The organism is Fischerella sp. JS2, from assembly GCF_032393985.1.
GTDB lineage: Bacteria > Cyanobacteriota > Cyanobacteriia > Cyanobacteriales > Nostocaceae > Fischerella.
The window spans coordinates 5,289,339-5,302,532 of sequence record NZ_CP135918.1 but is presented as its reverse complement, the minus strand read 5'-3'; the positions used below and the strand labels follow the sequence as shown (position 1 = coordinate 5,302,532).

Sequence of the window (13,194 nt, the reverse complement as noted above, 5' to 3'; positions counted from 1 at the left end):
AATTTTCATCAATACCGATATCTAAGATGTAAGCAGTTCATAGGCCTAATGACTTAATTTAAGATTTGCTTTATGTTCTACTCTGAAGCTAATTTTTTCTGTAAGTAAACAGTTACCTTTGTTCCTTGATCTTCTTGACTTTCTAAACTAATTTCACCACCGTGTAACTCGACACAGGCTTTGACGATCGCTAATCCTAAACCTGTTCCGGGAATTGTACCAACGTTGCTGCCGCGACTAAAAGTTTGAAACAAATGTTCTTGCTCGGCGATGGGTATGCCAATTCCCTCATCTTTAACCTCAAAAATGATATGCGAATCGTTTCCCATCAGGTGAACTTCTATATTGCCTTGATCTGGAGAGTATTTAATGGCGTTCGATAGTAAATTGACCAAAATTTGCCGCAAAAGCTTGTGATCACCCCAAAAGCCCTTGGTATTTCCTGTAATCTTAAAGATTAACCTATGGCGATCGCTCAAAGTCTGTCGCTGTTCTTCAATAATGTCAGCAAAAAATTGCAGCAATTCAAATGGCAGTGGTGTGAACTTGGCTTTGCCGAATTCAAATTTCTCAATTATCAACAGATCATCAACCAGTTGGCTCATTTGTCTGGCTTTGTCTTCAATTAGTTGCAAAAATTGTTGATTTTTAGCTTCATCTAAAGTGTCGCCATGTTGTTTGAGTGTTGATGCGGCTGCCAAGATCGATGCTAAGGGGGTGCGATATTCATGAGAAACTGTAGAAACAAATTGAGATTTAAAGGCGTTAAGCTGCTTTTGGGTTTCGGAAACTTCCAAAGCTTGCCGAAATTGTTCAGCTTGTTGGATAGCGATCTCCAACTGTCTAGCTAATTGATTAAAGATCTCGATTTCATCTGTCTGCCACTGGCGCTGATTTGAACCTAGACACGCAACCAACAAACCCCAAACTTTAGTAGATTCTCCTTGATTATTTAACACCAGAGGAACTACCAGATATGCTTGTTGATTCTTTTTTCGATTTTCCGACAAGATGATTGACGCTTTCGCTTTCCTAAATGTAGTTGCTCCTCCAATTTCTTCAATACTGGATTGGTAATTTTTTCTTAGGAAAGATGTAAATTTGGCAATCGGATCAGTGTAACTAGTCAAGCCTGTCTCACACAGTTTTGTCAAATAGAGTTCGCTGACTTTTTCATCAACCTGATAAACTACAACGCGATCGCACAATAATAACTGCTGTACTTCGCTGACAGCTGTCTGTAAAATTTGTTCTCGGTGAAGTGACTGACGAATACGCAGTGCGATCGCCGCAGCTAATTGTTGTTGATGTTGTATCTTGCTGAACTGCTTTTGTAGGAGTGACTGCTGAATCGCATTGCGGACGGTTAATTGCAGCGTATCTGGTTGTAGATATTGCTTCACCAGATAATCTTGAACACCACGTTTCATTGCTTGCACAGCAACACGCTCATCACCCTGCCCAGTTAACATAATTACAGGCAGTGGCATTTCCAATTTTTGCTGTTGAAGTTCGTCTAAGAACTCCAATCCGGTCATATCTGGTAAGCAAAAGTCCAGCAAAATCGCATCACAGTGTTTTTTTTTGGCACAGTGCTAACCCAACCTCCGCCGAGGCTGCTTCCAAAATCTGGTAGGACTGCTGGGGATCGCTTAAAAGATATTCGCGATAAACCTCTCGATCCTCCGCACAATCATCCGCAATCAGTAGTGTCCAAACATTTGACATGAACAGATAATCGGAGAAATTTTTGACTTTAAAATCATCGGTCGAACCAAAAAATTAAAAAAAATCTAAATATTAAATTTTAATTTGCATCAGGCACGGATTACAAACTTTTATTTTTATACTTTTAATCATAGCAAATCCTTTCCATCAGAAATGCGAGATTTCTGAATCTCAAAAGGGTTTCAGCATTTTGAAATTAGATTTAGGCCGAATTAGAAATTGGTGCCGTGTTTGCTTCTAACCAGTAGTCTACAAATGCCTGAAAAGTTTTTTCTAATTCGTGAGAGTCAAAAGGTTTGATGAGATAGCCATTTGCTCCTTTTTGATAGCAAAATTCAATATCTTTAGGATTTGAAGACGTAGTGAAGACAACAATCGGAATTTCTTTGAGATTTTGATCTTGTTTAACTTGTTCTAGTACATCGCGACCATCAGTACCTGGTAAATTCAGGTCAAGCAGAATCACTGATGGACGTGGTGCAACATCCGAATTGCCATAGTCTCCTTCTTGATAAAGAAAATCTAAAACCTTGTCTCCGTTTGTACAGCGATACACAGGATTTTGCACCGCTTTTTGCTCCATCAGCAGTTGGAGTACCTCAAAATCCTCATCACTATCCTCAGCGATGAGTAGGGGATTGTAGTGTTTTGTTTTCATTTGTAATATAAAAAACTGACTATTATTTCCATAGATATTACAATAATTTTACAAAATTTATCAATTCTTAATAAGTAGGCAATGTAAAGTAAAACGTTGAGCCTTCACCATAGATAGACTCCACCCAAATAACTCCACCATGACGTTCGATAATCTTCTTAGCGATCGTCAGTCCTGCACCTGTTCCGCCCTCATACAAATGTTGCTCGTGCAGCCGCTTAAACAACCGAAAAACGGTTTCTAGATGTCTTTCACGAATGCCGATACCGTTATCTCTGACGTAGAAGGTGATCGGGGATTGAGAAGAAGACGCGCAGACTTGATCAGACAAATTTCCCGCGTCCGCGCGTCTTAATATCTCCGTTTCCTCTTCTAAATAACCAATCTCAATCCATACTTCTGGCTTGTCGTTATACTTGCAAGCATTGCTGAGTAGGTTTATAAACACCTCACTTATGAGGATGGAGTCACAACGAACGATGGGTAACGGACGGGGAATGCGAATATTGAGTTGAACATCTTGACGGCTAATATATAAATCTTCCTGCACCCGATTTACTAATTCGTTGAAATCTGTAGGTTGGAGATTTAATTGTGCCTGTCCGAGGCGTGAAAATTTGAGTAAAGCATCAATCAGCGATTCCATCCGCCGAGTTAGGCGCAATAGAGTTTGGAGGCGAGCTTTCCCTGTGTCATCCAATATTGATTCGTAGCCTTTTAATAACAATGTTGAGAAATTATGAATACCGCGTAATGGTTCCTTAAGATCGTGAGAAGCGGCATAGGCAAAGGAATCTAACTCTTGGTTGCTGCGTTCTAATTCTTGGTTTATCTGGGCTAATTCATCCGCTTTGTTAAGAACAATACTCACGATCACACTTTTGATAGCTAATGCATTCTTCAATTCACAATCTTTCCAAGGTAAGGAGGTGAATCGAACCGTTTCTTGCCACCGGGCAAAGGATTTGCGCAAAGACCAAGTTACACTACCATCGCTAGCAACCGACATAGAAGCATGAGGATCGCCTGCCCAAGTTAAGGTTTGCAGTACTTCTGGACGAAACCAGAGGATAGAATACTGACGTACCTGAGAAATTTGCAACAGCAGCAAGCCGCTAGCAACACTAGAGAACGCTTCTGCATCTGGATAAATTTTCGGCAGGGAATCGCTATAAAATAGAACATCGCTAACTTGAGTATTAGCCCACCGAATCAGAGTGCGAACCTGATCAAGGGTTGGTGTTGCTCCCAGCAGCGTGATTTCTCCTGCCAAACAAATAGCCGCTCCTTGGGCATTTACTAATTCCAGCAAGTGCGAAGCAGGATTTACCAGAGCTTGTTTGAGATCATTAAATTGGGAAATTGATTCTATAAATTCTGATTGCAAGGAGCGAAGTTTGAGAATATAGTCTAATTCTTCGTCATTGACTTTATTGGCTAACTCTGAGGACACAAACTGTCCCAACAACTCGCATCCTTCCCGAATTTTGTAAGGAATATGTTTAGGTGTGTGATGATGACAGGCAATTAATCCCCACAGTTGGCGATCGCGAATCAAAGCAATGACTAAAATAGCCGCTACGCCTATGTTTTGATGATATTCTACACAGCAAGAGTCAACTCCCCGTAATACTGCCATGCTCAAGTCAAGTGGTTGTCCCGTAACTGGATTCTCTGCTGGAACCAAATCAACAGCTGCTACAGCCAAATTAGGAATAAATCGCAGCAATCCTTGGGTGTATAATTCTCTAACGGGCTGGGGAATATCTGTAGCGGGATAGTGCAGCCCTAAGTAGGGCGGTAAGTCATCGGTTTTTGCTTCTGCAATTACCTCCCCTGCTCCTTGTGGGTTAAATTGATAAACCATCACCCGATCAAAGCCTGTGAGTTGGCGAACTTCTTGGGTGACTAAATCAAAGAAATCGCAGCTAGTAGATACCTGTTGTAATTTTGCGATCGCTCTTTTGATCAGCGCCGACACACTAAAGAAATTCACGTTTGTCTGTTTGGTGCTTGGTTCTAGTTCGAGGATGATCACATTTGCACTTCGATGAACCATCCCATCGAAGTATTGCTCATCTACCGAGATCTGGATTGATAGTTTGAAAGGACTAATATTGTCTATATCTGCCAAATTTTGCCGAAAAGCTGCAAAAATTTGCTCATTTAATAGACTATCAAGGCATTGACCAAGCAAGTTCTCAGGCTGAACATTAAAGAAATCTTGGATATTAGCACTTACTTGCAGAATTGTTAACTCAGGATATGAAAGAGCTAGCAGAATGCCATGCGGCTGAATCGAACCTGAAAAATGAACAGGTTCGCGATCAGAACTCATTTAAGTAAGAAATCTCATCACTATCACAGTTTATTGAATAATATTTTAATTAGTTAAGACTAGTCAACAACATTCTAAAGAAAATATTAAATTTTTTTATAAATCTTACAGACGTAATGTGATTCTACTGTGAGAGAATATAAAAAAAATATTAAATCTTTAGGGGAATAGGACGATGCTGATTAGCTCTTCAATGCTGCGTTTGACCTGGGCTGTAATTGAAGAAACCCTAAGCACTGAACTCCTAACTCTTACCGATACAGCTTTGATCAAACTAATCCTACAACAAATTTCTAGCAAAATTCTGCTGAGTGGTGAGGAAGTCTGCGCTTTGTATAGCTACGTTGGCTCTAAAACTACATTGATCCGTGATTTGGCTGAATCTCGTATCGCTGCTTAATAAGCATCTCAGGTTCAAGTTTTTGTTTGGGTTAGCAACTAAATCTTAATAAATAATTAAGAAAATCTTCTGTTCAATCTTAACAAACAAGTCATCTAGAGGTTAAAGCTAGAGACTTCCTATGGACAAGAAGTAAGCTCGGTTGTAAAGAGATCAATGAACTTATGAAGACAGAAATAGAACTACTACTGTTCCTGAACTTGCTGATACCAGCTTCTTAGTTTCACTGTTAAGAAATGCTTATTCAATATGAATCTGCATCGAAAAAAGTTAAATTTTGTAACGAAACTTACTTTTTTTTTATTTTCTCTTTTCTAAACTCGATAAGTAAAAATACTAAAAACGCTTTAAGATAAGGGAAAATTCTGGTAATGACAGCGCAACTACTTGCTCCTGCGTCTTCAGATTCTTCTAACAAAATTCTTTGCTGCTATGTCAATTTTAGTAATCTGATTCAGGTTGCTCGGATTGAGAACGTTCCGAATTGGTACTTTGAGCGAGTAGTGTTTCCTGGACAACGACTCTTATTTGAAGCGCCAGCCAATGCTCAACTAGAAATCCATACAGGCATAATGGCAAGTGCAATTCTATCAGACCGCATTTGCTGTCAGAGTCTCCAAGTTCATAACTCCAAGAGTGCTTAAAAAGTCTTTTTGGCACTCAAGAAAATGGTAGATGTGTTCCCGAAACTTGAGCGAGAATCTGAAATTGCTCGTCATTAATGCGACCTGCTTGGTGCAGTGTTTGTGTAATCTCAGAAATCGTCAAGACTGAATGCGCTCGATAGCCATGCTCCCGCAGTCTGTCTTTAACCCCTTGTTCATGATCTAAAAACACCACAATGTCGTGAACTTGTAAGCCAACAGACTTAATTTTTTCTGCCCCTTCCATTGCACTTTTGCCACTGATGAGAATGTCATCAACAACAACAATTGTTTCTCCTGGCTGAAAGTTTCCCTCAATCACTCGTCGTGTCCCGTGTGCCTTAACTTCCTTGCGAGGAAAAATCATTGGATAATTCAGACGCAGTGCTAGGCCAGTTGCAGTCGGTAAAGAGCCGTAAGGAATACCTGCAATCCGATCAAAGCTTAGGTCTTTGAGAATCTCGGCATAAGCATTTAAGATTTTATGGAAAATTTGGGGATTAGAAATGACCTTGCGTAGATCAATGTAATAAGGGAATGTTGCTCCCGAAGCTTGGACAAAATTGCCAAACAGAATGCAACCAATGTCGTAGAGCTGCAAAATTAAGTCTAAGTGAGGATGAGTATTCAATGTGCAGACATTGGATAGCCACAAGTCGCAAGTGGAAGCAGAACTGATAATTTGGGTTCTAGTTTGATTGATTTGCTCGCGTAGAGCGCGGATTGGCTGGTTTGGGTTTTCACGACTTAACCAATCTTGAGGAACGGGAATAAGTAAACCTTCACTGTTTGCATTCACTCCAGCACTCAAAAATTGGTTCAAGTTAGTATTTTCTTGCCAGATACTACGAGCCATGATTAATCGTTCGGGAGCTAGCGATCGCACAAGAGCTAAAATTTCTGGTGCAGTTGTACCAACTTCCAGACCCAATTGTTCAGGAGTACCCCAATTTCTAGCTTCTTTTACCACCTCTAAATAAAGTGGTGATTCCGGTGTAGGATATTTCTGCAATTTGTCTGCCGCAGGATTCGACGTACAACACAACACAAAAACTCCTTTACCAGGATAAAGCAAAAATGGGGCAATATGATCTTGTCCAGCGTAAGGATTAAGAGTAATTGCATCAAAGAGCCACACATCAAACACCAACCGGGCAAAGATGGTGCTGGTGTTGAGGTCACTATGTTTGGCATCTAAAATAACTGGGATATGGGGTGGAATTGCTGCAAGTGTCTGTTGCAGGAGTTCTATTCCTGGTGTACCTAGTGCTTGATAAAACCCAAGAGTAGGCTTGTAGGCGCAGACGATATCGGCTGTTTGGGCGATCACGAACTGCATCCACTCTCGTAAACTACAGATAATGTCATCTCCAGTACTGTTGTAGTGGGTAGGCATCATCTCTGGATTGGGGTCAAGTCCTACAAATAGTAAGCTCTGGTTACGAGCGATCGCCGCCTCTAACTTGTTAAAAAAGTTCATCATTAAATCAGTGAACAGTTATCACTTATCAGTTAACAGTAAACAGTTATCAGTTAGCAGTTTTAATAAATTGCCTATAAGGCATGCCAGGTTTTGGTGGCAAGTTTAATACCAAGGTATACCTGTTCAGAAGGTAGGAGGCAGAGGGCAGAAGGAAACCCACCCTTAAAAGAGTGGATTTTTACAATAACGTTTTATATCAAGTTCGCATGATTACTTACAATTCCCTTTTACCTCACTCCGCCTTCGGCACCCCTCTCCTTAGCAAGGAGAGGGAATGGGGGTGAGATTTTTTATTCTAAGTGATTAACCGAACTTGATATTATACCTTACTGCAAGCAGATTCAGTATAATTACTGCTTTGAAGCCAGTTTAAACCCAGAACTAAAGTTTTAATTGATACTCTTAACCTTCTGCCATCTGCCCACCTACGGAAGCCGCTGAGTCGCAAAGCGACACGCTGCGCGAACGCGTCTACGACCCTCTGCCTTTCTTTGTAACTGTTTACTGTTAACTGATAACTGTATAAATAAGATTTGCCTATAGTTAATATAGTCTTTATAAAACTTAGATAGCTTGATTAATTTTTGTAAACTAATGTAAAGTTATTATTACAGGCAAAGACATTCCTCGCCTGATTCGTTCATAAAACAATTAACCGCAATCATAAGAACAATGACAGCAACTTTACAACGCGCCCAAAGCGCTAACGTATGGGAGCGGTTCTGCAACTGGATCACCAGCACCAACAACCGTCTATACATCGGTTGGTTCGGGGTATTGATGATCCCGACGCTGCTAGCCGCAACCACCTGCTTCATCATCGCCTTCATCGCCGCACCTCCTGTAGACATCGATGGAATCCGTGAGCCAGTAGCAGGTTCGTTACTATACGGCAACAACATCATCTCTGGTGCAGTAGTACCTTCTTCTAACGCCATCGGTTTACACTTCTACCCAATTTGGGAAGCAGCATCCTTAGATGAGTGGTTGTACAACGGTGGTCCTTACCAGTTGGTAATTTTCCACTTCTTAATCGGCGTATTCTGCTACATGGGTCGTGAGTGGGAATTGTCCTACCGCTTAGGGATGCGTCCTTGGATTGCCGTAGCATACTCTGCACCTGTAGCAGCAGCAAGCGCAGTCTTCTTGATCTACCCCTTGGGTCAAGGTTCCTTCTCTGACGGTATGCCCTTGGGTATCTCGGGAACCTTCAACTTCATGTTGGTGTTCCAAGCCGAACACAACATCTTAATGCACCCCTTCCACCAGTTAGGTGTAGCAGGTGTATTCGGTGGAAGTTTGTTCAGTGCAATGCACGGTTCTCTGGTTACATCTTCCTTAGTTCGTGAAACAACCGAAACCGAATCTCAAAACTACGGTTACAAGTTCGGTCAAGAGGAAGAAACCTACAACATCGTAGCTGCTCACGGTTACTTCGGAAGGCTTATCTTCCAATACGCTTCCTTCAACAACTCTCGCAGCTTGCACTTCTTCTTGGCTGCTTGGCCTGTAGTCGGAATCTGGTTCACTGCGCTGGGTATCAGCACAATGGCGTTCAATCTGAATGGTTTCAACTTCAACCAGTCAGTGATTGACTCTCAAGGTCGCGTCATTAACACCTGGGCAGACATCATCAACCGCGCTAACCTGGGTATGGAAGTTATGCACGAGCGTAACGCTCACAACTTCCCCCTCGATTTGGCTGCTGCTGAAGCTGCTCCTGTCGCTCTAACCGCTCCTGCGATCAACGGTTAATAATTGATCAAGACGCAAACAATCGCGTCAAACTAAATAAAAAGCGCTCTCAAGAAAAGGGGGCGCTTTTGAGTTTCTAGTGGCAGGAATATCAATGTTTTCGTGGTAAAAGTAAGGCAAGCAGTTTTAAACTTAATAAGAAAAAAGCTGTTAAGTTAGCTGTCACGATTTTTACTTCTTCCTCCTTCTGCCTTCTGTGACGCCAGGTGACGCCTCTTTCTTTATGCCGGGAAACTCTTACTTTACAGAAGCCGAGTAAAGCGCGTCTACGGCAATCGCTCATGGGGGACTCACCGGCCCCTGGTGGGGATTGGGGGCTCGGGGTCCCCTTTGAGGTTGGGGGAGGAACCCCCTGCGTAATAGTCGTTGCCTCACCACCGCAGTGGCTCCTCTGCCTTACCCCAACCAAGCTCACCAAAAGTGGTCAAGAACCCAAATTTTTAGTCATTTCTGTGCATTTTCCGTGTTCGCTGCTATTCCATTAACATAAGTGCGAAGGGATCTAAACGTACATACCAAGGCATAGGCCTATCTTTGATAGTTGCCCATTTTTCCTTAAATACTTCTGCTTGCAGATGGTAATCATGGGAAGCACTACCAGAGGAATGCAACTTCAAGAACAACGTCATTCGGTGTGGTGTTTCCGTTGCTCTTACTAGCCAACACCTGAAAGTATTATTTTGATTAGAGTCATTAGTAAAGGTGATGTGATGGGCGCGAATACCGACGTGGGATAATTCATTGGGGATAGTGTCAACCACCTGTAGGTTACAACCCCAGTCCACTGCTTCTATTTGCCCAAACTGGGCAGCTACAGCAGTAGAAAAATTTTTACAGCCTGTTAACTGGGCAGCTGTAACTGTAGTAGGTCGCTCAAACACATCATGTCTTGTACCATTCTGAATTATTCTGCCCGACTCCATCACTAACAGATTAGGACAAACCCGGTAGGCTTCTTCCATACTATGTGTGACAAACAGGGTGACACCTTGATAGTCAGCTAGGGTTTCTATCATCTGTTGTTCTAGTTGACTACGCAGAAACGTATCAAGCGCAGAAAACGGTTCATCTAATAGTAAAGCTTCTGGTTGGCTAGACAAAGCCCGGGCGATCGCTACTCGTTGCTGCTGTCCCCCGGAAAGTTGACTTGGATAGCGATCGCCAAAACCCAACAATTGCACATCAATCAATTTTGATTCTACCTGCTGCTTAATTGCTGTTCCCGATATGTCCTTGGGTAAGCCAAAGGCAATATTTTGTGCCACATTCATATGAGGGAACAGAGCATAGTTCTGGACTACAAAACCAATGCGGCGTTCTCGACTTGGGATATTGATTCCCCCTTGGGAATCAAATAATACTCTACCATTCAAAATAATCTTGCCTCTGGTGGGTGTCTCAATGCCAGCAATGCAGCGCAAAATCATACTTTTACCAGCACCGGAACCTCCCAAAAACCCTAGAGGCTGGCGATCAGCACTGAATGAAACTTTTAAATAGAACTCAGGAAGTACTTTTTCGATATCTACAATCAATCCTCCTTGTCCTGCTTGTCTTCCTTGTCCTGCTTGTCCTGCTTGTCCCCCTTGTTCCCTTGTCCTCCTGTGTTGTCTTCTATTTTTTTCCCTACGTTCCTGCCAATAGTTGACAGCAATGATTCCAGATAGAGAAATTACCATAATGGCGATCGACCAGAACCAAGCTTCTTCCATCGCTCCGGCTTCCACGGCAAAATAAATCGCCATTGGAATTGTCTGGGTTTGTCCAGGGATATTCCCCGCTAGCATCAAAGTTGCACCGAATTCACCTAAAGCACGAGCAAAAGCCAGAGTTGTTGCAGCCAAGATGCCAGGAAAAGCTAAGGGTAAACTAATCCGCCAAAAGATAGTTGATTCAGTTGCACCGAGAGTTCTCGCTACCCGCAAGAGATTCTGATCAATTTGTTCAAAGGCTCCTAATGCAGTTTTATACATTAGTGGTAGAGAAACTACTGTAGCTGCGATCGCTGCACCGTACCAAGTAAAAACAATGCTGAAGTCTGATCGCAAACTCTCCATGAGTTTTCCCACCGGTCCATTTTTACCAAAAAATACCAGTAGTATGAAGCCAACTACTGTTGGCGGTAAAATCAAAGGAGCAACCAAAATACCTTCAATCAAGGACTTAGCCTTACCACGATATCCCAGCATCCAATAAGCAGTTGCAATGCCAAGAAAGAAGGTAATAAATGTGGACAGTAAGGATGTTTTGAGTGATATCCAAAGAGGAGATAAATCTTGTGGCATGGTTGGTAGAAGGCAGAAGGCAGAAGGCAGACGGCAGAAGGCAGACGGCAGAAGGCAGACGGCAGAAGGTAGACGGCAGACGGCAGAAGGCAGAAGGCAGATCCTCCATTTATTCCACAAAGCTTAAAATTACTTGCTTGGTGCTAGGGTAAATCCTTGCTTTTCAAACACGGTTTTGGCTTGATTACCTCCTAAAAATTCCTGAAAATCCCTGGCAGCGTTAACATTTTTACTGCTATTGAGAACTGCGATCGGACAAACAACCGGGGAGTGTGTATTTTCTGGTGCAGTCGCCACAACTTTTACTTTCTGTGAGCTTTTAGCATCGGAAAGATAGACTATCCCAGCATCTGCGTTTCCTGTCTCCACATAATTGAGAGCCTGACGAACATCTTTAGCGAGACAGCTTTGGGTTTAACTATCAACACCATTGACATTATTATTAAGCCCAGATGAAATAATTGCCTATAATGCGATCGCCTTCCCCATAGTGTCAATGAAAATATCATCAGACTACCCAAAACTAAGTAAAAGTCACTCTCCCCGGATATAGCCGGGGAGCAAATTAAAAATTGATACTTTAAACTGCTAACGGTTTACAGCTGTTGGTTGTGAAGGTAAGATAAAGCCGTATTTTTGTAGTACAGTCTTTGTTTTGTCACCGGATAGAAACTGAACAAAATCTTTGGCTGCTTGGGTATTTTTACTTCTTTTTAAGACTGCCATTGGATAAACAATCGGAGAGTGATATTTTTCATCAGCAGCCACTACGACTTTTACTTTGTTAGATATTTTCGCATCAGTCAGGTAAACTAAGCCCGCGTCAGCATTACCGCTTTCTACTGCTGCTAAAACTTGACGTACATTATTAGCATAAACAAACTTGGGTTTGATTGATTGGTAAATGCCCAATTTCTGAAGAGTTTGTTCTGCATATTGCCCTGCTGGCACGCTTCTTGGTTCGCCAATGGCAATTTTCTTAATTTTAGAGTCTCTCAAGTTATAAAAACTGCTAATGCCTGTAACATTGTTTGGCACAACTAATACCAGACGGTTTTTCGCTAAAATTCCACGAGTACCTGCTAATAGCTGTCCTGATTGCTCTAAGGTGTCCATCTGCTTTTTGCCAGCTGAGATAAACACATCTACAGGCGCTCCCTGTTGAATTTGTTGTAGCAATGCGCCAGAAGCCCCAAAGTTGTATCTAATGTTGACATTTGGTTTAGTTTGTTGGTAGTCCTTCTTGACTTCTTCCATTACATCTTTCATGCTGGCAGCAGCAGACACAAGCAATTCAGTGTTTGATTGTGCTAGCACAGAGGAAGAAATTAATGGCAAGCCTACTGCTAAAATCAAGCTAGTTAATGCTATGCCTATAAATGTGAAAATGTGTCTTCTTTTCATTGAACAATCACATGTTTAGTAGATTTTTTTCTGGTTAAAATTGACAGTTGGTAAGATTATACCAACTTTACCAGAGTATACCAATTAGTTTGGTAGAATTTTGTGCCAAGAAAAAAACACAAGTCTATGCAGTGATTAAGTCCAACGATATTGTTATTGCTAAAGATTAAAGCCGAGCCAATTTATTCTATTAATAATTGGAGAGACATCTGTAACTTTTTCCTTTGTAAAAATCTTTCAGTAATTTAGGTTTTTACAGATTGCAGGTCATGATTACACTTGACAAAGAACTTATGCAGTAGAAGCTAAAATCGGCTTTCAGTCTAAATATTTACATTTCTCTAATTTCAAATAAAAACTCAAGTTTACCTAACTTTATTTATTAGTAACAGCTTTCACATTTAGAAAACGTAACTGCTGATACTTTTTTATTAACTAAGTTGGTATAGGGTAACAAGATACCTACTTGGTTGGTAAAACTAGATAATGTTGATGCTTA

12 protein-coding genes and 1 pseudogene are annotated in these 13,194 nt (G+C 41.6%); 4 read left to right on the top strand and 9 right to left on the bottom strand.

All coding sequences use genetic code 11. The features are described from left to right. Nucleotides 1–77: 77 nt before the first annotated feature. From RS893_RS22485 to RS893_RS22470, 4 genes are all read right to left on the bottom strand, one after another. Complete coding sequence (locus tag RS893_RS22485) at nucleotides 78–1,562, bottom strand: sensor histidine kinase (RefSeq protein WP_315787913.1); 1,485 nt, start codon at nucleotides 1,560–1,562, stop codon at nucleotides 78–80. A 7-nt stretch (nucleotides 1,563–1,569) separates the two neighbouring features. Continuing rightward, nucleotides 1,570–1,728 (bottom strand): hypothetical protein, encoded by a 159-nt coding sequence (locus RS893_RS30560; RefSeq protein ID WP_315787912.1) that lies wholly within the window; start codon nucleotides 1,726–1,728, stop codon nucleotides 1,570–1,572. 202 nt (nucleotides 1,729–1,930) lie between these two features. Next, a complete protein-coding gene (locus tag RS893_RS22475) occupies nucleotides 1,931–2,386 on the bottom strand; it encodes a response regulator (RefSeq protein ID WP_315787911.1) in 456 nt (151 codons plus the stop codon). 67 nt (nucleotides 2,387–2,453) lie between these two features. After that, entirely contained in the window at nucleotides 2,454–4,724 is a 2,271-nt protein-coding gene (locus RS893_RS22470; RefSeq protein ID WP_315787910.1) for an ATP-binding protein, read from the bottom strand. A gap of 175 nt (nucleotides 4,725–4,899) precedes the next feature. Between RS893_RS22470 and RS893_RS22465 the strand changes: the two genes are divergently transcribed. Both RS893_RS22465 and RS893_RS22460 read left to right on the top strand, forming a co-directional pair. After that, complete coding sequence (locus RS893_RS22465) at nucleotides 4,900–5,124, top strand: hypothetical protein (protein WP_315787909.1); 225 nt, start codon at nucleotides 4,900–4,902, stop codon at nucleotides 5,122–5,124. Nucleotides 5,125–5,495: 371 nt separating this feature from the next. Beyond that, nucleotides 5,496–5,762 (top strand): annotated as a pseudogene (locus RS893_RS22460) (DUF1830 domain-containing protein); the annotation flags it as partial. Nucleotides 5,763–5,784: 22 nt separating this feature from the next. Here the strand turns inward: RS893_RS22460 and RS893_RS22455 are convergent. After that, complete coding sequence (locus tag RS893_RS22455; RefSeq protein ID WP_315792078.1) at nucleotides 5,785–7,248, bottom strand: bifunctional orotidine-5'-phosphate decarboxylase/orotate phosphoribosyltransferase; 1,464 nt, start codon at nucleotides 7,246–7,248, stop codon at nucleotides 5,785–5,787. A 675-nt stretch (nucleotides 7,249–7,923) separates the two neighbouring features. Here RS893_RS22455 and psbA point away from each other — a divergent pair. Beyond that, entirely contained in the window at nucleotides 7,924–9,006 is a 1,083-nt protein-coding gene (gene psbA / locus RS893_RS22450) for a photosystem II q(b) protein (RefSeq protein WP_315787907.1), read from the top strand. Between the two features lie 91 nt (nucleotides 9,007–9,097). Here psbA and RS893_RS22445 read toward each other — a convergent pair whose 3' ends face one another. Further along, nucleotides 9,098–9,289: a hypothetical protein gene (locus tag RS893_RS22445; RefSeq protein WP_315787906.1), complete on the bottom strand. Its 192-nt coding sequence runs from the start codon at nucleotides 9,287–9,289 to the stop codon at nucleotides 9,098–9,100. A gap of 190 nt (nucleotides 9,290–9,479) precedes the next feature. Beyond that, nucleotides 9,480–11,291, bottom strand: a complete 1,812-nt coding sequence (modB, locus tag RS893_RS22440; RefSeq protein WP_315787905.1) for a molybdate ABC transporter permease subunit — start codon at nucleotides 11,289–11,291, stop codon at nucleotides 9,480–9,482. Between modB and RS893_RS22435 the strand changes: the two genes are divergently transcribed. Continuing rightward, entirely contained in the window at nucleotides 11,212–11,418 is a 207-nt protein-coding gene (locus RS893_RS22435; RefSeq protein WP_315787904.1) for a hypothetical protein, read from the top strand. The genes modB and RS893_RS22435 overlap by 80 nt on opposite strands. 2 nt (nucleotides 11,419–11,420) lie before the next feature. Here RS893_RS22435 and modA (RS893_RS22430) read toward each other — a convergent pair whose 3' ends face one another. Together modA (RS893_RS22430) and modA (RS893_RS22425) are read right to left on the bottom strand one after the other, a co-directional pair. Continuing rightward, complete coding sequence (gene modA, locus RS893_RS22430; RefSeq protein WP_396336381.1) at nucleotides 11,421–11,660, bottom strand: molybdate ABC transporter substrate-binding protein; 240 nt, start codon at nucleotides 11,658–11,660, stop codon at nucleotides 11,421–11,423. Between the two features lie 219 nt (nucleotides 11,661–11,879). Then, nucleotides 11,880–12,695 (bottom strand): molybdate ABC transporter substrate-binding protein, encoded by an 816-nt coding sequence (gene modA, locus RS893_RS22425; protein ID WP_315787903.1) that lies wholly within the window; start codon nucleotides 12,693–12,695, stop codon nucleotides 11,880–11,882. Between the last annotated feature and the right edge of the window lie 499 nt (nucleotides 12,696–13,194).